Origin of the sequence: Streptomyces sp. NBC_00289, from assembly GCF_041435115.1 — a bacterium.
In the GTDB taxonomy this organism is placed as follows: Bacteria; Actinomycetota; Actinomycetes; order Streptomycetales; family Streptomycetaceae; genus Streptomyces.
Genome location: NZ_CP108046.1, coordinates 10,130,606 through 10,149,384 on the forward strand (window position 1 = coordinate 10,130,606; position 18,779 = coordinate 10,149,384).

14 protein-coding genes and 8 pseudogenes are annotated in these 18,779 nt (G+C 66.1%); 9 read left to right on the top strand and 13 right to left on the bottom strand.

Annotation, left to right across the window (positions count from 1 at the left end; all coding sequences use genetic code 11):
- Nucleotides 1-140: 140 nt before the first annotated feature.
- Nucleotides 141-350, bottom strand: a complete 210-nt coding sequence (locus OG985_RS46145; protein ID WP_371666652.1) for a hypothetical protein — start codon at nucleotides 348-350, stop codon at nucleotides 141-143.
- 282 nt (nucleotides 351-632) lie between these two features.
- On the opposite strand from OG985_RS46145, the gene OG985_RS46150 reads away from it, so the two are divergent.
- The 4 genes from OG985_RS46150 to OG985_RS46165 all read left to right on the top strand — a co-directional run bounded on the left by OG985_RS46150 (nucleotide 633) and on the right by OG985_RS46165 (nucleotide 3,525).
- Complete coding sequence (locus OG985_RS46150) at nucleotides 633-1,253, top strand: hypothetical protein (protein WP_371666651.1); 621 nt, start codon at nucleotides 633-635, stop codon at nucleotides 1,251-1,253.
- A gap of 23 nt (nucleotides 1,254-1,276) precedes the next feature.
- The gene (locus tag OG985_RS46155) at nucleotides 1,277-1,444 is read left to right on the top strand and encodes a hypothetical protein (RefSeq protein WP_371666650.1); all 168 of its coding nucleotides are present in this window, start codon (nucleotides 1,277-1,279) and stop codon (nucleotides 1,442-1,444) included.
- A 21-nt stretch (nucleotides 1,445-1,465) separates the two neighbouring features.
- Nucleotides 1,466-2,563, top strand: a complete 1,098-nt coding sequence (locus OG985_RS46160) for an aminotransferase class I/II-fold pyridoxal phosphate-dependent enzyme (protein WP_371666649.1) — start codon at nucleotides 1,466-1,468, stop codon at nucleotides 2,561-2,563.
- 206 nt (nucleotides 2,564-2,769) lie between these two features.
- Nucleotides 2,770-3,525 (top strand): transposase family protein, encoded by a 756-nt coding sequence (locus tag OG985_RS46165; RefSeq protein ID WP_371666485.1) that lies wholly within the window; start codon nucleotides 2,770-2,772, stop codon nucleotides 3,523-3,525.
- Nucleotides 3,526-3,580: 55 nt separating this feature from the next.
- On the opposite strand, the pseudogene OG985_RS46170 reads toward OG985_RS46165, so the two are convergent.
- A pseudogene (locus tag OG985_RS46170) lies at nucleotides 3,581-3,799 on the bottom strand (ISAs1 family transposase); the annotation flags it as partial.
- 1 nt (nucleotide 3,800) lies between these two features.
- On the opposite strand from OG985_RS46170, the pseudogene OG985_RS46175 reads away from it, so the two are divergent.
- Nucleotides 3,801-3,986 (top strand): annotated as a pseudogene (locus OG985_RS46175) (DDE-type integrase/transposase/recombinase); the annotation flags it as partial.
- 53 nt (nucleotides 3,987-4,039) lie between these two features.
- Nucleotides 4,040-4,213: a hypothetical protein gene (locus tag OG985_RS46180; RefSeq protein WP_371666648.1), complete on the top strand. Its 174-nt coding sequence runs from the start codon at nucleotides 4,040-4,042 to the stop codon at nucleotides 4,211-4,213.
- A 233-nt stretch (nucleotides 4,214-4,446) separates the two neighbouring features.
- Here the strand turns inward: OG985_RS46180 and OG985_RS46185 are convergent, their stop codons facing one another.
- The 8 genes and pseudogenes from OG985_RS46185 to OG985_RS46220 form a co-directional block, all read right to left on the bottom strand.
- On the bottom strand, nucleotides 4,447-6,066 hold the full coding sequence (locus tag OG985_RS46185; RefSeq protein ID WP_371666483.1) for an ISL3 family transposase: 1,620 nt from the start codon (nucleotides 6,064-6,066) through the stop codon (nucleotides 4,447-4,449).
- Nucleotides 6,067-6,389: 323 nt separating this feature from the next.
- Nucleotides 6,390-6,590: pseudogene (locus OG985_RS46190) on the bottom strand (transposase); the annotation flags it as partial.
- A 6-nt stretch (nucleotides 6,591-6,596) separates the two neighbouring features.
- Entirely contained in the window at nucleotides 6,597-7,184 is a 588-nt protein-coding gene (locus OG985_RS46195; RefSeq protein WP_371666647.1) for a hypothetical protein, read from the bottom strand.
- Entirely contained in the window at nucleotides 7,181-7,444 is a 264-nt protein-coding gene (locus OG985_RS46200; RefSeq protein ID WP_371666525.1) for a hypothetical protein, read from the bottom strand. Before OG985_RS46200 ends, OG985_RS46195 begins: the two co-directional genes overlap by 4 nt.
- Nucleotides 7,445-7,939: 495 nt before the next feature.
- A pseudogene (locus OG985_RS46205) lies at nucleotides 7,940-8,192 on the bottom strand (ABC transporter substrate-binding protein); the annotation flags it as partial.
- 15 nt (nucleotides 8,193-8,207) lie between these two features.
- Nucleotides 8,208-8,441 carry a hypothetical protein gene (locus OG985_RS46210; RefSeq protein ID WP_371666646.1) on the bottom strand — a complete coding sequence of 78 codons (234 nt, stop codon included), beginning with the start codon at nucleotides 8,439-8,441 and terminating at the stop codon, nucleotides 8,208-8,210.
- Between the two features lie 26 nt (nucleotides 8,442-8,467).
- Nucleotides 8,468-9,223 carry a transposase family protein gene (locus tag OG985_RS46215; RefSeq protein WP_371666485.1) on the bottom strand — a complete coding sequence of 252 codons (756 nt, stop codon included), beginning with the start codon at nucleotides 9,221-9,223 and terminating at the stop codon, nucleotides 8,468-8,470.
- A gap of 221 nt (nucleotides 9,224-9,444) precedes the next feature.
- Nucleotides 9,445-11,178: an IS1182 family transposase gene (locus tag OG985_RS46220; protein ID WP_371666644.1), complete on the bottom strand. Its 1,734-nt coding sequence runs from the start codon at nucleotides 11,176-11,178 to the stop codon at nucleotides 9,445-9,447.
- 185 nt (nucleotides 11,179-11,363) lie between these two features.
- On the opposite strand from OG985_RS46220, the gene OG985_RS46225 reads away from it, so the two are divergent.
- Entirely contained in the window at nucleotides 11,364-11,546 is a 183-nt protein-coding gene (locus OG985_RS46225) for a hypothetical protein (RefSeq protein WP_371666643.1), read from the top strand.
- A gap of 314 nt (nucleotides 11,547-11,860) precedes the next feature.
- Nucleotides 11,861-13,083: pseudogene (locus OG985_RS46230) on the top strand (IS110 family transposase).
- An 80-nt stretch (nucleotides 13,084-13,163) separates the two neighbouring features.
- On the opposite strand, the gene OG985_RS46235 reads toward OG985_RS46230, so the two are convergent.
- The 3 genes and pseudogenes from OG985_RS46235 to OG985_RS46245 form a co-directional block, all read right to left on the bottom strand.
- Nucleotides 13,164-14,150 (bottom strand): hypothetical protein, encoded by a 987-nt coding sequence (locus tag OG985_RS46235; RefSeq protein WP_371666642.1) that lies wholly within the window; start codon nucleotides 14,148-14,150, stop codon nucleotides 13,164-13,166.
- Between the two features lie 163 nt (nucleotides 14,151-14,313).
- Nucleotides 14,314-15,536 (bottom strand): annotated as a pseudogene (locus OG985_RS46240) (IS110 family transposase).
- 343 nt (nucleotides 15,537-15,879) lie between these two features.
- A pseudogene (locus OG985_RS46245) lies at nucleotides 15,880-16,546 on the bottom strand (IS6 family transposase); the annotation flags it as partial.
- 402 nt (nucleotides 16,547-16,948) lie between these two features.
- Here OG985_RS46245 and OG985_RS46250 point away from each other — a divergent pair.
- Nucleotides 16,949-18,246: pseudogene (locus tag OG985_RS46250) on the top strand (ISAs1 family transposase).
- The last annotated feature ends 533 nt before the right edge of the window (nucleotides 18,247-18,779 follow it).

An 18,779-nucleotide genomic window follows, 5' to 3' on the forward strand; every position in this document is an offset into this window, starting at 1 on the left:
TCCAGGCCTGGATGTGCCCCCAGGCCACATGCCGTAATGGGCCTTGACCTCGGCGATACTCAGCTTCGAGGCAATCGGCCGAGCCGACGGTGGCGGCGCACTCTTCCGCGGCTACCATCACCTGCTGAGCGGCGCACAAGTCACCTTCTGCGCTTGTCCGCACGGTGAAGGTGGCGGTCTTGCTTGCGGTGGCCCGCGGCGGACCCGTCGACCAGCACCTCGAAGCGCTTGATGATGGCGGACGCTGCGTGTTTTTTCCAGGCCAGGGTGGCCGAGGGGTTACTCAACACTGTCGGTGGGACCTGGATTGATCGCCGGGTGCCGGAGCACTGCATCTTCTGCAGCCTCATCGCCCACAACCTCCTCGAAACGCATGGACTGTGGCTGGGATCACGGCACCGTAGGCGGCAGTTGAGTAACGCCTGCTCGCCTTTGGTGCTAATGGGGGTGGATACCTTGCAGCCTTGGTGCGGCGATGGCAGCAAATATCTCCGGTAGCGGGGCCGTGCAGCCCGTCGTCACAGCGCTGCGGTTGATGAGTCCGAAGATCACATTGACCGGGGTGGGCGTTGAGACAGAAGCACCGCAGGGACCGCAGGAAAAAGCTGATCGTCTACGGTGTCGCCTCAGCTGTGGTCGCCACCGCCGCCGTGGGCACCCTCGCTATGGCATCGTCCGAGTTCCCGCGCCGGACGGACGGCAAGGGATTGGCTCCGAATCTCAAGCTCCAGACCCAGTTCAAGGAAGCCGCTCAGGAGTTCGACGTTCCGCAGAGCGTGCTGATGGCGGTCTCGTACCGGCAGACGCGCTGGGAGAGCCACGGCGGGCTGCCGAGCACAACCGGCGCGTACAACGTCATGGGTCTAACCCGGGTGATGCCCGCCGACGTAGAGGACGGCGAGGAGACCGGCGAACACCGGCTCACGCATCTCAACATGAGCGGTGACCCGGCCGTCGAGAAGCACTTCAACCCTCAACGCGCGCTCACCAGCCTCTCTGACGAGCACGTCGACACGGGTGACCCCCGGCTGCACTCGCTGGACAAGGCGGCCGAACTCGTCCACGAGCCCGCGAAGTTGCTGCAGAGTGATGCCGGGCAGAGCATCCGCGCGGGCGCGGCGCTGCTTGCCCGGTATCAGCGTGAGGCCACCGGCGACCTACCGGACGACCCGGGCCGGTGGTATCCGGCGGTCGCCCGCTTCAGTCAGGCGCCCGACAGGACAGGCGCGGACCTGTTTGCCAAGAAGCACTGAACATTTCTGAAATCGCCTCGGCCATGGGATTGCGGGCTTGGCGGGTCGACGCGCCCCAGGCCATACAAGATGCAGTGCAGGAAGCGCTCAAAACTGGCGAGCCAGGAGTGATTGAAGTTATGATTGATTCGACCGTTCTTCCCCCCGTGGGTGATCGCGTAGAAACTATCGCCGGCTTTAAAGGCAAGTAATTTACGAAACTGGCGGCGAAAATGAGTAACTATTTCCGTGATGAAGTAAACCAACTTTCCAGCTATCAGAAAATTCCTGACCCGAACGCTGTAGCAAAGAATTTGGGTCTGCACCGTGTGGCCAAACTGGACACTAATGAGATCTACTACCCTCCACTTCCCGGTGTGGCTGAGGCCGTGCAGGCAGAACTGGGAAAGCTGCATTACTATCCTGACATGACAAACGCCCTTGTAGTCGACGCTCTGTCGCATCACTATGGGCTGATATCTGAGGGGCTGTGTGTAGGAGACGGCTCGGCCGCATTGATCGAAGCAATTGTGAAAGGGGTAACTTGCTCTGGGTATGATGAGGTCGTGTACTCGTGGAGATCCTTCGAGGCATATCCCTTAATTGCCACGATGGCGGGAGCCAAGCCGATTCCGGTTCCCCGAGCCGCGGATCACGGCCACGATTTGGCTGGAGTACTCAAAGCAATCACTCCAGCAACTCGAGTTATCATAATTTGCAATCCAAGTAATCCTACGGGTGCATACATGCCGTTACGAGAGATCGAAACGTTCTTGGCAAGCGTCTCTCCCAGTGTACTTGTTGTGCTGGACGAAGCATATCGCGAATTTATTCACCCACGCCCCCATTTTGATACCTTGCCACTCGCCTCTAGGGTGAAGAACCTTATTATCTTGCGGTCATTTTCCAAGGCTTGGGGTCTTGCAGGACTTCGAGTGGGCTGGTCGTATAGTAGTCCAGACCTTGCTCGGGGCATCCAAAAATGTATTCTTCCGTTTTCCGTTAGTAGGATCGGGCAGGCAGCCGCAGTCGCCGCTCTAAGCCAAGAAGAAGAGATGCGCCGGAGGGCGGCTGAAATTGCCGCTGAGCGAGATGCGTTGCTTGCGATGGTGCGCCTTCATACGCCCGAGGTGCCATATTCCCAGGGCAACTTCATATGGCTTCCTATTGGCGATCTAGCTGCAGCCTTCGGTTACGAGGCTGAGCAACGAGGATTCATTGTGCGCGCCTTCGCGGGCGAAGGGATACGCGTTACGGTAGGCACCGCCGAGCAAAATGCAGACTTCGTAGCCGCTTACCCCAATGTATTGCAGGCCATTGGCTTTCGGTGAGAACTACTGCTTCGTTCCTCAAAGGACGTACACGCTACCCTTCAGTGGGAGATCGGCGGCTTCGCTGTAGTTCCTCGATCACTGAGCGTTTTCAGGGTGGCCACTGATCGAGTGATGCAAGGGGATGGCTGGCAGGGCAACGGACGAGGCTCCCAGGCAGTTGAGAGAGGTATCTGACATGCGATCTCGGTTGCCGGGGAGCCCCGTTGATTACGTATCCTGCCGCACTCGACCTCCCGCATGCCCTCGTGGAGACGGTCACGATGCTGATCGTCCTTCGTGAGGGTGACCGCCGGTGCAAGCTCCGTCCGTCCGCGCGTGCGGTTGTCGCGCTCGTGTACTTGCGCCAGCACACCACGCTGGCCCAGATCGCCGCTGGTTTCCGCATCAGCGTCGGGACCGCGCACGCCTATGTCCGCTCCGTGGTGGGCCTGCTGGCGCGCCGGGCTCCGGGGCTGACGCGGGCCCTGCGTGAAGTGAAGGCCCGGGCGGAATACGTGCTGGTGGACGGCACCCTCGCGGAGTGCGACCGGGTCGGTGACGGCCGCGGGGACTACTCGGGAAAGCACCGGCGTCACGGTGTGAACCTGCAGGTCGTCACCGATCCGGACGGCACCATCGTATGGATCTCGAAGGCGCTGCCCGGTCGCACCCACGACCTCACCGCCGCCCGCACCCACCGGATCATCGACACCTGCCGCAGACTCGGTATCCCGGTCCTGGCCGACCTCGGCTACCTCGGTGCCGGCGGCACCATCACCACCCCGATCCGACGTTCTCCCGGCAAAGAACTCAACCGCCGGCAGCTATCGCTGAACAGGGCTCATGCCCGCCTGCGCTACCCGGTCGAGCGCGGCATGGCCCGATTGAAGACCTGGCGGATCTTCCGCAAAGCCCGCTGCAGCCCCACCTGGCTCACCACCGCAGCCAAAGCCGTCCTCACCCTTGAGAGCTACTGCTGAAAATCCTCACTGCGCGCGGCAGGGCCCCGGCGTTTGCCCGGGTCGTCCGGTTTGATCATGTGATGCCGTAGAGGGTGAGGACGCGTGGGCGTTCGGTGTGGGCTCGGCGTTCGGCGGCGGTGTTGACGTATCCGGCGAGCTTGAGCGCGCTGCGGATCACGTCGCGGGCGGCAGCGAGTACGGCAGGTGTGTTACGGGTCCTGACCTAGGATTTATCTTCTCCGAAGACGACATCTCGTACCCAGTGGGCGGTGTTTTCCACGGTCCAGTGTCCGCTCCGCTCCTACGGCGTCGCCCACCGCGAGCTGATGAGCTCGGTCGAGCACCGTTCCCACAAGGGCCTGAACAACCGCACCGAGAACAGCCACCAGCCGACGAGACAGCGCGAACGGGCGATGAAGGGCTCCCGCTCCGCCGGAGGAGCGCAACGCTTCCTGCCCGCGTTCAGCGAGCGCGCCAACTCCCTACTCAAGACCACCTTCAAGGCCCTGCGCAGAGCCAGGCCAGAAAACTGGTGGAGGCGATCGGGAACCGGATAGAAGAGGTCGGGCTGCGTCTGCATCCCGGCAACACCCGGATCGTCTACTGCAAGGACGCGAACCGGCGGGTCTCGTATGAGCACACGGCGTTCACTGGCGCACTGGTGTACCTCCGCAAGTACGACACGCTGCACCAGATCGCCGCCTGATTCGGGATCAGCGTGGGCTTGGGCACAGCCCACGCTTACGTCCACGCTGTCGCGGCTCTCCTGGCTGCCCGGGCACCGGGCCTGACCGCAGCCCTGCGAAACTCCGACGCCCGCTACCTCTGCTCGATGGGACGCTCGCCGAGTGCGACCGGGTCGGTGATGTCGGCGTCGGCTGAACCTGGGTTCTGGATCACTTTCAGTGCTAGGGCCACGGAGGGTCACCGAAACCGCGATCATGAACGGCATCGCGCGGTGAGGAGGACCCGTTTGCGGAGCAGGTCGAAGTTGGCTCGGCCGAACATCTGCCGCTTCAACATCTTGATCTTGTTGTTCTGACCCTCGACCGCGCCGGAGCTGTAGCGAAGGCTGAGGCCGGCGACGACGGCATCGAGATCCTGGCCGAGACCGGTGACGAAGGTATGAAGGGCTGGCAGGTCCTCGGCCCGGACGCTCGTGATCCACTTGTTCAGGTCCCGGCCCTGACGGTTGTTCATGAGCTCGGCAAACGTGCGGACGTGGTGGGCGGTGCGGTCGAGCGCGGGGCAGCGAGCCAGGATCGCTTTGAGCTGCTGGGTCTGGTCCTCGGTGAGGCGGTCGGGATGGCGGGTGAGCCAGCTGGTCACATTCCGCACGGACGGCGTCTTGTGGGGCGGGTCGTGCGGAAAGTTCTCGCGGAGTTTGGCCACGTAGACCTTCACCACGTTCTCGCCGCCGGGGTAGCCACGTTCGCGTACTTCCTCGAACAGGCGGCGGGCGACGGTGCAGCCCTCCGCCCACCGCTGGTGCAGGTAAGGCTTGTAGGGGTCGAGAATGCTGGCTCGGCCGGTCCACCGGCCAACCAGGAGTTCGTCCGCGCTTGCCGCGTTGGCGAAGCGGCGGACGGTATTGCGGGCCAGCCCCTGTTGGCGGGCGATCGCGCGCAGTCCGATGCCCTGCTCGAGGAGAGCGTGGATAGCCGCGTGCTGTTCCCGGATGCGGTCGGAGAGTCGGCCGGTTGTCCGCGGCCCTCTGGGAGAGGGCGGATCGAGGTTCGTGTTCTCCGTGTCCGCGACGGCCTGGGCCGTGGCGGCGTCGTGCGGCTCACGTAGCAGAGCGCGGTGTTGAACGACTGTCTTCTCGACGGCCTCAGTAAGGTTCGACCAGATGTGCCATCGGTCCGCGACGTGGATGGCGTTCGGGGCGCCGAGCCGTCCGGCCTCGGCATAGGCGGTGGAGCGGTCCCGACAGATCACCTCGATGCCGGGATGGTCGGCGAGCCACTTGGCGACCGTCGACGTCGTCCGGTCCGGCAGCAGGTCGATGGGCTGACGGGTTTCGATGTCGATCAGGATCGTGCCGTACTTGTGGCCCTTGCGCAGCGCGAAGTCGTCCACCCCGAGCACCCGCGGTGTCGAGGTCTCGGGCTCCGGCAGGCGACGGATCAACCGCAGCAGTGTCGACCTGCTCACCCCGGCGGCCAGAGTCTGGGAGAGGCGGGCACCGGCACGGCCGGCCAGCATCACCGCCACACGCTCCAGCACTGTCTGCAGCCCGGCGCTGCGTCGGCCGTGCCGGACGGTCAGTCCGTCGACCTGCTCGGCGAACGTCGCCTGTCTGCACAAACGTTGGCCGCAGCGGAACCGCCGCACCTGTAACTCGATCAGCACCGGACGCCCTCTGACCGAGCTGTCGGCGAGCCGCCGTACGTACCGGCTGTGCACCCGAGACGACAGCGTCCCGCACGCTGGACATACGACCCGCTCCGCAACCGCCCGGGCCCGCACGGCCACCAACTCGCCGTCAGGCACAACGTTTTCGATCACGACACCTTGGACCTGGTGGAACCACAGGTTCTGGAGGAGAACATCACCCACGACCGTTCATGATCGCGGTTTCGGTGACCCTCCGTGGCCCCAGCACTGAAAGTGATCCAGAACCAGGATTCGGGCGACGGCGAGAGGTGACAGCCGGGCCGACTATTCGGGCAGGCGCCGCCGTCACGGAGTGAACTTGCAGGTCTTGTGTCCTGAACACGAAAAGGAGTTGGTTGTAGGGCAGCTTCTGGAAGTGATGCTGTGCGGGAGATGAAGGAAATCATGGCCCTTCGGCTTCGCCCTGCGGGGGGAGATGCCAAACCGCCTCATCCTGCGTGGATGAAGACTGTCGTAGTGAGCGATGCGCATTCACGACCTCACGTGGTCACCACGGTCTTCGAACGAGTGTTGTTGCGGGTGTTGCCGTCGGCGGCCCTGTCATGCTTCTCGTGGCCGAGATGATCGGCGATCTCACCCTCGAGAGCGGACTCCAAGAGCCTCTTCGTCAGCTGCTGCATTAGCCCGCCCTCACCGGTCAACTTGATCCCGCCAGCCTTCGCGCGGTCCACCAGTTGCCCGATCAACTGACCTCATTTGTTCCTGGCTGGCGGTGGTCGTAGTTCGTGGGGCCTGTTCAGGTGGCGGCAGGTGTGCTGCAGGATGTGGCGGGCTTGCAGGAGGTGGACCGTGGTGGCGGGGTCTTGTTCGGTGTTTGCGGTGTGTGCGATTGCTGCGGCGGTTTCGTTGATGAGGTCGCGGACCGCGGCGACCAGGTGCGGGATCCAGGACTGGTAGAGCCGTCGGTCGAGCGTGGGATTGGGGCGAGTCTGGGTGCGGTGGCGGGCGTGGACCAGCCAGCGGTGGGCCGGGATGCCACCGGTAACGGGCCGGAGTCGCTGCTCGGTGGTCAGCGCCAGGCGTAGTTGCCAGATACGGGCCTGCGATCCGGGCAGGCGCGTCATATCGTCATGGAAGGCCAGGAGGGCGTCGATGAGCAGGCCGGACCACCGGCGCAGGCGGTCGGTGTGGGCGGGCATGCGTCCGGGGCCGCCGGCTGCCTGGTGGACGGTCCACCAGAGCTGGCTGCGTGCGGCGTCTTCCGCCCCGCAGGGCATGCCGCTCGCGGCTGTGGTGCAGGAGCCTGCGTTGTCCGGCTGGGCGCCTGCTGGGCTGGTCATGCCTGGCATCCACCGCAGGCCGGCGCCGTGTAGGCGTGGGTGGCCTGTTCCAGGCACCAGGCCATCCGCGCGGTGAAGAGCTCGGGGCAGTCCCCGGCCCGCTGCGCGACCGCTCCCGCGCACCCGCCGGGCACTGTCGCGTGGCGGGCCAGCTCCTCGGCGACCGCCGCGCACACCGTCTTTGTACTGATCTGGTCCGGTGGGCGCAGGGGCGAGCAGAACAGGGCCTGTGCCCACACTCGGATCACTTTCTCGGCCACCGGTCCGGCCGAAAGTTGTGAAGTCGTGCCCATTGCGTCACACATTCCTGATGGGAAATCCGCCCGGTGTGCCCACGGTCGAACGGGTCAGAACGGGCCTGGTCTCCCAGGTTCCGCCGCATCCCGGGGCGCGGCGTGAGCAGCTGGTGCTCACCGTGGCGCACGGGGGCGCTGAGCGAGCGAGTGGCAGACGTCACGGGGGTGCCGTGCTCGACCATGTCGGCCCACGCGCGCTCGGCGGCCTGGAAAATCTTGTCCTCCCGTGCCCACGTCACGGCGGGCCGTGACTCGATGTGGGTCGCGCAGCGTGCGGTGTTGGCCGCGGCGAGGGCCTACCGCGCTGCGCTGGCCAGTTGGTGCCCGGTGCCGCGCCTGCCCGCGGCTGCTGTTCGGCTCGGCGGGCATGCATCGCCGAGTAGCGGTGGCCGGTGTCGTCGGCGTACGAGCTGAAGTGGCTCTGACACGAAAATGCGGTGTGCCTGTGCTTCATAGTGAAGTCCAGGTCTTGCGCCGTCGGAGGACTTGCCCGAGTCGGTGGCGAGGTCGCCGACGACCGAGACGCCGCCCTTGCCGTCCTCCTGGAACTGCGTCAGGCGGCGGAAGAGCAGGTTGGCGACCTGGCCGGCGTCCGAGACATAGATCTAGCCAGGGTCGAGGTGGGAGAGACCCGCCTCCTGGTAGACCTGGATGGTGCCGCCACTCCTAGCACCGGGAACCTCCTGGGCGGACCAGTGGAGGCGGCCGCGTCGCGTAGGTGCTCGGTCTACAGGTCGTCGGGCAGGAGGCGGAATGCCTGGTGGCCGGTCAGCGGCCGGATCATGCGGAAATGCCGGTCGGTAGTGAGAAGGACCTCGGTCCGGTAGGCGGCTGCGAGGGCGACGTTCATGGCGTCGGTCAGTCCGACGCCTTTGCCTTGGTCGGCGTCTGCATAGCCTTCGGCGACGGCGATCGCCGCGCTCAGGTGTGTGGCGAGAGAGGGGATCTCGAAGCGGCGCACGGCTGTATTGCGTTCGATGAGGATTTTCAGCAGTAGCTCTCAAGGGTGAGGACGGCTTTGGCTGCGGTGGTGAGCCAGGTGGGGCTGCAGCGGGCTTTGCGGAAGATCCGCCAGGTCTTCAATCGGGCCATGCCGCGCTCGACCGGGTAGCGCAGGCGGGCATGAGCCCTGTTCAGCGATAGCTGCCGGCGGTTGAGTTCTTTGCCGGGAGAACGTCGGATCGGGGTGGTGATGGTGCCGCCGGCACCGAGGTAGCCGAGGTCGGCCAGGACCGGGATACCGAGTCTGCGGCAGGTGTCGATGATCCGGTGGGTGCGGGCGGCGGTGAGGTCGTGGGTGCGACCGGGCAGCGCCTTCGAGATCCATACGATGGTGCCGTCCGGATCGGTGACGACCTGCAGGTTCACACCGTGACGCCGGTGCTTTCCCGAGTAGTCCCCGCGGCCGTCACCGACCCGGTCGCACTCCGCGAGGGTGCCGTCCACCAGCACGTATTCCGCCCGGGCCTTCACTTCACGCAGGGCCCGCGTCAGCCCCGGAGCCCGGCGCGCCAGCAGGCCCACCACGGAGCGGACATAGGCGTGCGCGGTCCCGACGCTGATGCGGAAACCAGCGGCGATCTGGGCCAGCGTGGTGTGCTGGCGCAAGTACACGAGCGCGACAACCGCACGCGCGGACGGACGGAGCTTGCACCGGCGGTCACCCTCACGAAGGACGATCAGCATCGTGACCGTCTCCACGAGGGCATGCGGGAGGTCGAGTGCGGCAGGATACGTAATCAACGGGGCTCCCCGGCAACCGAGATCGCATGTCAGATACCTCTCTCAACTGCCTGGGAGCCTCGTCCGTTGCCCTGCCAGCCATCCCCTTGCATCACTCGATCAGTGGCCACCCTGAAAACGCTCACTGAGAACACCCCGACTTTGACCCCCGACTCGACTCCGTTGCGCATTTCGGTCGAGGGTTACGCGACAGGGCGACTCTGCTGCGCAATTGGTGAGGTCTACGCGGTGAGCCGGTAGGCGAGGCGTTCGAGGCGGCTGGTGCGGACCCGGCGGAGGGGCTGGTCGCTCCAGTAGGCGTCCAGCCGCACCACGTTGACCGCGGCTGCGGAGAAGGCGTGTTGGAGGCGGACCTTGGGCAGCCCGCGGTAGCGGGCCCGGCGCAGGCCGGTGACGTCCAGGGCCTGGTTGACGGTGCCCTCGATGCCGGCGCGCAGGGCGTACTTGGTCCGCCAGGCCGGGGTGTTCTGCTCGGTGCGGGCCTTGGCGGTGGTCTCGTGGATCTCCTTGGGCCGCAGGGTGAGCATGCGGTTGCCGCGGGCGGCGCTGGTGCACCGGTCCTTGACCAGGCAGCTGCCGCAGTCGGACTTGGCGAACTCGATGACGATGGCGTCGCGTCCGTGCTGGGTGACGGAATGCCAGCCGGTGCTGGCGTGTCCTTCGGGGCAGCCGACGGTCCGGGTCCTCCAGTCGATGTGGAAGGCACTCTTGGCGAACCCCTCGGCGGCCCTGGCCTGCGGGGAACGGTCGGCCAGCAGCGGGGTGACCATGGCGATGCCGTTCTTCGCGGCGGCGGTGACCAGGTCGGCCGAGGGATAGCCGGAGTCGAGGTAGTGCTCGCCCGGGGCGAGGTCGCGTTCGGCGAGCCGCTGCTGGATACCGGTCGTGGCCTTCACATCCGGCACGGTGGCGTCGATGGTGTGCACGTCGGTGATCAGATTCGGCCGTGGGCCGGCGCGCCGTCCGGCTCCGGCTCCGGCTCCGGCTCCGGCTCCGGCTCCGGCTTGAGTATCGCAGCTCTCAGTCAGGTGGATCTTGTATCCGCACCAGAACAGATCCTCACCTTTCACCGCCCAGCGTGCGTCGGTGTCGTACGGGGAAGCCAGACGGCGTCTGCCGGGCGGGACGCCCTCGTCGTCGGCGTCCCGCTTCACGATCACCTCCCGCCCCCGGGTATCGGTGCGCAGGCAGTAGGTCTGCACCAGCACCTGCCGCAAGATCTGGACGGCCTCGACCTCGCGGATCCACATCGGGGCGGCAGTATCGTAGGCGGCCCGCACGATCGCATAGCCGTCCTGCGCGAACACCTGCGCCAGCCGGTCCTGCTTGGTCTTGGACGACGGCAAGGTCCAGCCGTTGACCCTCGGTCCGTAGCGGTGAGCGAACTCGGCGACGTCGATCTGGTCGGCCAGCCAGGCAGGGGCGGCCACCGCGAGGGCCTCCAGCGCCGCGCGTACGCTCTCTCCAGCCAGCTCCAGCCGGTTCAGGTTCCGCACCGCGGAGATGACGTGGGTGGCGTCGGTACGCTGTCTGCTGCCGGCACCGACCAGCCCGGCCTCACGGCAGTGGTCGACCAGCCGGTCGAAGACCACCCGCTCCAGGCCATGCCCGGCCAACCGGGCGCGGAAGCGGGCCAGCACGCTGGGATCGAAGCCGGTATCAGTCAGCTCCGCCCCGATCGCGTACTTCCAGTCGATCGCCCGGACAGCCATCACGGTGGCCTGCCGGTCGGTCAGGTTCTCGGCGAACTGCAGAACCGTGATCAGAGACAGCACCGCCGGTGCCATCCCCGGGGCGCCACGGACCCCGAAGGCGCCGGTGAACGGCTCGTCGGCGAAGACCTCCGCCAGGCGGTCCCGTACCCGAATCGGCAGGCTCCCCTTGGGGAAAGCCGCCCGGGCCACCGCCGCGGTCTGCTCCGGGACCTCCGGTAACCCCTTCGGCTGCAACGACATCCGCATCATCTCCCCCGCAGCCGCACGGCAGGAAAGCGGCCACGGGCACGATCACCTCGTCAACACGCCACTCTTCGCAGCGAATTGCGCAGCAGAGTCGCCCTGATGTGACTCGTGATCGATGTTGTCGTTGAGTGAGTCGTCGTCGTGCTCCGAGGAGACGACCAGCTGCTTGATGTTGAGGAATGGACACCCACAACCCCGACCTGGTCCTCGCCACCCTCAACGGCAAGGGCAAGCTGGAGCCCGGGCCCTGCTTGCGCAGGTACATCACGACCGGCCACCTCGACACAGGCCGGGGGCGCGATGTCGGCGGCGGTGACCAGACATCTCAGACGATGGTGACCGGGCCCTCCAGACGACGGTGAAGCAGGGCGGGGAAGCGGGGGAAGTCCTTCTTCGTGTAGCCGCCCGACGGCTTGACCGCTAGATCATCCGGGGCTCCTCGCCCTCCTTGAAGCAGATCCACGCCACCCGCCGGTTCGGCCCCGCCTACGCCGCGGCGCTGCGCCGGCGCCGCCCGAAATCGGATGATTAAGCCTGTCCGGCCGGAAGGCCCGACTGCTGATGGGATGGCGTGCCCGCCGGGGCTGTGGCGGCGTGAGCACTGGATCCATTAGGGCGCGAGCTGTGTCTTCCGCTGGCCACGTGCACGTGGTACGTCGAGAGGTTGGAGAAGCGGGTGCTGTTCGTCGGCGACGACTGGGCCGAAGACCACCATGATGTCGAGGTCCAGGACGGTTCGGGCCGCAGGCTCGGGACCGCCCGGCTGATGGAGGGTGTCGAAGGGATCGCCAAGCTGCACGCCCTGGTCGCCCGGTACGGTGGCCAGGACCTGGAGCCGGGGCAGGTAGTGGTCGGGATCGAGACCGACCGCGGGCCGTGGGTGCAGGCCCTGCTCGCGGTTGGCTACCAGGTCTATGCGGTCAACCCGCGGCAGGCGGCCCGGTTCAAGGAACGCTACGGCACCTCCGGCGCGAAGAGCGAAAAGGGCGACGCGCACGCGCTCGCGGACATGGCCCGCATCGACCGCGATCAGTTACGGCCGATCGCCGGGGACAGCGAGCAGGCCCAGGCCGTCAAGGTCGTTGCCCGCGCCCATCAGACCCTGATCTGGGAACGCACCCGCACCTTCCAGCGCCTGCGGAACACGCTGCGCGAGTACCCGGCGCGCTCACTGCCTACGCCAGCTTGGAGCTGACCAGCACCGACGCCCTGGAACTGCTGGTCAAGGCCCCCACACCCGAGCGGGCGTCGAAGCTGACGAAACAGCAGATCACCGCGGTGCTGGCCCGGCACCGCCGCCGCAACCGCGACCAGAGGGCCGCGACGATCGCGGCCGCGCTGCGCGAGCCCCAGCTCGACGTCGCGGCCCCGGTGACCGCCGCCTACGCAGCCGCGGCGACCGCGCACGCCCGGCTGCTGATTGCCCTCAACGAGCAGATAGACACGTTGGAGGGTGAAGTGAAGGCACATTTTCGGGCACACCCGGACGCTGAGATCTACCTGTCGATGCCCGGCATCAGCGAGATCGTCCGGGCCCGGGTGCTCGCCGAGTTCGGGGACGACCCCGCCCGCTACGCGTCCGCGAAGGCACGCAAGAACTACGCCGGCACCAGCCCGGTCACCCGCGCTTCCGGCAGGAGCCACACCGTCCAGGCCCGCTTCGTCCGCAACAACCGCCTCGCCGACGCGCTGCAGCGCCAGGCGTTCTGCGCGCTGCAGAACTCACCCGGAGTCCGCCGCTACTACGACAAGCAGCGAGCCCGCGAACTCGACTACAACCCCGCCCTGCGTCAGGTCGGCAACCGCCTCGTCGGCATCCTCCACGGATGCCTCAAGACCCGCACCCGCTACGACGAGGCCACCGCCTGGGCCCACCACGCCAACCTCGCCACGAGTTGACACCCAACGCCATGGGATGTCTGACAACACCTCCCGGGGCCCCTGAGGATGTCCGTCAAAGCGGATCAAACCCAAGACCTCTACCCACGCGACGGCTCAGGCACCAACGTCTTCTCCGGCTCACCACGCGACGGCTCAGGCACCAACGTCTTCTCCGGCTCACCACGCGACGGCTCAGGCACCAACGTCTTCTCCGGCTCACCACGCGACGGCTCAGGCACCAACGTCTTCTCCGGCTCACCACGCGACGGCTCAGGCACCAACGTCTTCTCCGGCTCACCACGCGACGGCTCAGGCACCAACGTCTTCTCCGGCTCACCACGCGACGGCTCAGGCACCAACGTCTTCTCCGGCTCACCACGCGACGGCTCAGGCACCAACGTCTTCTCCGGCTCACCACGCGACGGCTCAGGCACCAACGTCTTAGCGGGTGAACTTCGAGGGTTTCGGCCGATTCGAATCACGTTCAGAACGGTTCCGGTGATGGTGACCCGTGAGGCTGGCAGAGAAAGTGGCGGAGCTGAAATGCGAGTAGCATTCCGGTTCACCACGCCAGTCTGAGTACCATCCGGCAGGAATATCCAGCCCGCATCAATATCATGGCCTTCGGTTACTGATACTGCTTTATACATGGCGACAGATCGACCAGTTTTGAGGTCAAAGGCTGTGGAACTACCGTGTCGCTCAAGGATCCCGGACGCGTGGTCGTTCCTCGCCTTTCCTGAGAGGCGCGCTCCATCCGGTCCATTCAGTTCAAATGCGCCATCTCCGGAAGCGGCCCCACTGAACCAATCTCCCACTTCATGGCCATCGCACAAATAACCATAAGCTTTTTCGCCGAAAACAGAAATTGCCAAAGCTGCTCCGCCTCCTATGTGACTGGAGTAGTCTATCGCACGTATTCTCCTGTCCTGCGATTGCACTGCACAAAGTGCAGCAATGATGCAAGTAATCATTAAAGCGACCAGTCCGACGACAGTCGGAGGACACGAAAATCTGCCAACTTTCAGTTTCATAAATACCCCTTCGCGCAGAATACGGCATCCTGATTGTTGCATCGATATCACAAGAGTGGCGAGTGTGGATCCGAGGCAAGGAAGACGGTTCCATATACGTATCTTCAACCCGAGCTATCCAGGTATACGATACTCACTTCCAATGGCTCGCAAAAGATCAAGCTGCTACTGAGTCTTTGCCAGGGCATTGTCAGACATCCCATGGCGTTGGGTGTCAACTCGTGGCGAGGTTGGCGTGGTGGGCCCAGGCGGTGGCCTCGTCGTAGCGGGTGCGGGTCTTGAGGCATCCGTGGAGGATGCCGACGAGGCGGTTGCCGACCTGACGCAGGGCGGGGTTGTAGTCGAGTTCGCGGGCTCGCTGCTTGTCGTAGTAGCGGCGGACTCCGGGTGAGTTCTGCAGCGCGCAGAACGCCTGGCGCTGCAGCGCGTCGGCGAGGCGGTTGTTGCGGACGAAGCGGGCCTGGACGGTGTGGCTCCTGCCGGAAGCGCGGGTGACCGGGCTGGTGCCGGCGTAGTTCTTGCGTGCCTTCGCGGACGCGTAGCGGGCGGGGTCGTCCCCGAACTCGGCGAGCACCCGGGCCCGGACGATCTCGCTGATGCCGGGCATCGACAGGTAGATCTCAGCGTCCGGGTGTGCCCGAAAATGTGCCTTCACTTCACCCTCCAACGTGTCTATCTGCTCGTTGAGGGCAATCAGCAGCCGGGCGTGCGCGGTCGCCGCGGCTGCGTAGGCGGCGGTCACCGGGGCCGCGACGTCGAGCTGGGGCTCGCGCAGCGCGGCCGCGATCGTCGCGGCCCTCTGGTCGCGGTTGCGGCGGCGGTGCCGGGCCAGCACCGCGGTGATCTGCTGTTTCGTCAGCTTCGACGCCCGCTCGGGTGTGGGGGCCTTGACCAGCAGTTCCAGGGCGTCGGTGCTGGTCAGCTCCAAGCTGGCGTAGGCAGTGAGCGCGCCGGGTACTCGCGCAGCGTGTTCCGCAGGCGCTGGAAGGTGCGGGTGCGTTCCCAGATCAGGGTCTGATGGGCGCGGGCAACGACCTTGACGGCCTGGGCCTGCTCGCTGTCCCCGGCGATCGGCCGTAACTGATCGCGGTCGATGCGGGCCATGTCCGCGAGCGCGTGCGCGTCGCCCTTTTCGCTCTTCGCGCCGGAGGTGCCGTAGCGTTCCTTGAACCGGGCCGCCTGCCGCGGGTTGACCGCATAGACCTGGTAGCCAACCGCGAGCAGGGCCTGCACCCACGGCCCGCGGTCGGTCTCGATCCCGACCACTACCTGCCCCGGCTCCAGGTCCTGGCCACCGTACCGGGCGACCAGGGCGTGCAGCTTGGCGATCCCTTCGACACCCTCCATCAGCCGGGCGGTCCCGAGCCTGCGGCCCGAACCGTCCTGGACCTCGACATCATGGTGGTCTTCGGCCCAGTCGTCGCCGACGAACAGCACCCGCTTCTCCAACCTCTCGACGTACCACGTGCACGTGGCCAGCGGAAGACACAGCTCGCGCCCTAATGGATCCAGTGCTCACGCCGCCACAGCCCCGGCGGGCACGCCATCCCATCAGCAGTCGGGCCTTCCGGCCGGACAGCAGGGGCACGGTCTGACAACAGAGCTCGTACAGCTCCGGTGGAGATAGTGCTCACCTGCTGGCGGCCACTCATCGAGTCTCGCCTACGACCCGACGAGCCCCATTAGGTTGAGTGAGTCGTTGGGGTGGTCGGTTCGGGACGTTTTCAGCCGTAGTCGTGGCGTCTAGTTCAGGCTGCGGTGGGGAGGGCGAGGTGCCGGTGATCTGGTTCCAGACGGCGAAGCGGATGATCATTTCGGTGCGGTAGCCGGGTGCGGTGAGCAGGTGGCGTCGGGGTCGGAAGTGGGGTGAGATGCCGCTGAACGCGGCCAGGAACCCTTGCGCGGCGCCGACGGAGCGGAAGCCCTTCCTGGCGCGCTCGCGTTGCCTCGTCGACTGGTGGCTGTTCTCCGCGCGGTTGTTCAGGCCCTTGTGCGAGCGGTGCTCCACCGAGGGCATCACCGTGCGGTGGGCGGCGCCGTAACTGCGGAGTTTGCCGGTGACGATCACCCTCGGCACGGTGCGGGTCTTCGTCATCAGTTTCCGGCACGTTCCCGTCCTGGCCGACGGCCCGCCACAGGTACTTCTGCACGCCGTTGATCTTCACGAAGACCTCGTCGAGGTGCCATGTGTCGCCCGGCCGCGGGCGGCGCCGGCGCAGCGCGTTGGCGAAGGCGGGGCCGAACCGGCGTGTCCACTGGTGGATGGTCTCGTGGCTGACCTCGATGCCGCGCTCGGGCATCAGCTCCTCGACGTCGCGCAGGCTCAGGCTGAACCGGTGGTACAGCCACACGCAGTGGGAGATGATCTCCGGCGGGAAGCGGAACCCCCGGCACGACACCGTGTCCACGAGCAGCCCCTCCAGCGATCCGACCAGACGGATGACCATGCCACCGGAGAAGGCATCCACTCAACCTAATGGGGCTCGTCGGGTCGTAGGCGAGACTCGATGAGTGGCCGCCAGCAGGTGAGCACTATCTCCACCGGAGCTGTACGAGCTCTGTTGTCAGACCGTGCCCCTGCTGTCCGACCGGAAGGCCCGACTGCTGATGGGATGGCGTGCCCGCCGGGGCTGTGGCGGCGTGAGCACTGGATCCATTAGGGCGCGAGCTGTGTCTTCCGCTGGCCACGTGCACGTTGTACGTCGAGAGGTTGGAGAAGCCAGGGCCCCGGCGAGTGCCTGGATCATCCCGTTCTGGGATGCTGATCTCGGTGCTGGGCCCCGGAAGCAGGTGAACACGGCACCTGTGGATCATGTAGTTCTCTACGCTGCAAGATCCACGAAGGTGCCGTGTTCGTTCCTCCATCATCGCCTGTCGCTGTCCCCGTGCCTCATGCACCCTGCCTGGAAGCCCTTGGCGAGGGTGCCGCCAAGGATCAAGTCCGCTGCCTCGTCGCCGAGTTCGAGTCGGTCACCGACCCGAGAGGGACTTGCGGGGTGCGCTACCGGCTCTCCTCGCTGCTGGCCCTGGTGGTCTGCGCGATGACCCCGTCCGGCCACGACTCGATCAGTGCGGCGGCGGAGTGGTGCCGACGTGCGGCGCCGGAGGAACTGGCCTCCTTCGGCCTGCCCTACCACCCACTGCTCGGCCGCTACCGGGTGCCGAGCGAGAAGACCCTGCGCAGCGTCCTGGGACGCCTGGATCCCGGTGAGATCTGTGCGGCGGCCTACGACTACCTTCGCCCCTTGCTGTCCGCACAGCCCCGCCGGCCGGAGCCGGTCATGCCCAACGGTGGCACCGAGCGTGAACAGCGCCGGGCCCACCGGGCGGCCGCCCACGCCGATCCGGTACGAATCCGGCGGCGGGCGATCGCGGTGGACGGCAAGTGCCTGCGCGGCGCCCGCCGCCCGGACGGCAGCCGGGTCTTCGTCCTGTCCGCCGTCCGCCACGGTGACGGTGTCACGCTCGCCTCCCGCGAGATCGGCGCGAAGACCAACGAGATCCCCGAGTTCGCACCTCTCCTCGACCAGATCGACGACGCGGATCTCGCGGGGACGGTCGTGACCGCCGATGCCCTCCACGCCCAACGCGACCACGCCACACCTACCTCCGCGAACGCGGTGCCCACTACCTGCTGACCATCAAGAACAACCAACGCGCACAAGCTCGTCAACTCCACGCCCTGCCCTGGAAGAAGATCCCCGTGATCCACCGCGACGACGCCCGGGGCCACGGCCGCCACGAGCAGCGGCTCGTGCAGGTCGTCACCGTCGACGGCCTGCTCTTCCCGCACGCGGCCCAGGTCCTGCGCATCCAGCGCAGACGCCGTCTCTACGGCGCGAAGAAATGGTCCAGCGAGACCGTCTACGCCATCACCGACCTGCCCGCCGAGGAAGCGAACGCAGCCGAGATCGCGTCCTGGGCTCGCGGGCATTGGACCGTGGAAAATACCGTCCACTGGTGTCGAGATGTCACCTTCAACGAGGACAAGTCCCAGGTCAGGACCCACAACGCGCCCGCCGTACTCGCCGTCCTCCGCGACCTGATCCGCAGCACACTCAAGCTCGCCGGCTACGTCAACACCGCTGCCGGACGACGAGCCCACACCGAGCGCCCCCGCGTCCTCGCCCTCTACGGCATCACATGATCAAACCGGACGATCCAGGCACTCGCCGGGGCCCTGTTGGAGAAGCGGGTGCTGTTCGTCGGCGACGACTGGGCCGAAGACCACGTGCGCCACGAGGCGCTTGAAGTCGAGCGGGGGTGAGAGACCTTCGACTCCTGGCCGTCGCAGCGGCTGGGTGAAGCTGAGGGCAGCCTGATCCGGGAGACGCCGGGGAGGGTGGGAGCAGCCCTGACAACGTCGGGACGTGCCAGTACTGCCAGATGGCGCGGGTCCGGTCAGCGAGACGGGAAGGTGTACGAGAGGAACCAGTGTCTGACGCCCCTTAACGGCCCACCAGCTCAAATCTGGCGGATATGGGCTGGTCGCGGTGCATACCTGCTCCTCGTGCGAGAGCGGGTAACTCCTGGTCGCCATGTGATCAACGGCCAGGAGGCCACGGTGAATGTCTGCGGCGTAGTCGTGGCGATGCCGCAGGGGTAGAGCTGGGCGCCTCACCCGTCGATCGACTCTCAAGTGAACGTGGGAACCGTCCGGTGTCGTCCTCGCCCCGCGCA

Excerpts from the sequence above, each read along its gene's own strand:
- OG985_RS46145 (WP_371666652.1), bottom strand. The coding sequence starts at position 350 with ATGAGGCTGCAGAAGATGCAGTGCTCCGGCACCCGGCGATCAATCCAG.
- OG985_RS46155 (WP_371666650.1), top strand. The coding sequence starts at position 1,277 with ATGGGATTGCGGGCTTGGCGGGTCGACGCGCCCCAGGCCATACAAGAT.
- OG985_RS46160 (WP_371666649.1), top strand. The coding sequence starts at position 1,466 with ATGAGTAACTATTTCCGTGATGAAGTAAACCAACTTTCCAGCTATCAG.
- OG985_RS46195 (WP_371666647.1), bottom strand. The coding sequence starts at position 7,184 with ATGACCAGCCCAGCAGGCGCCCAGCCGGACAACGCAGGCTCCTGCACC.
- OG985_RS46220 (WP_371666644.1), bottom strand. The coding sequence starts at position 11,178 with ATGTCGTTGCAGCCGAAGGGGTTACCGGAGGTCCCGGAGCAGACCGCG.
- OG985_RS46225 (WP_371666643.1), top strand. The coding sequence starts at position 11,364 with ATGGACACCCACAACCCCGACCTGGTCCTCGCCACCCTCAACGGCAAG.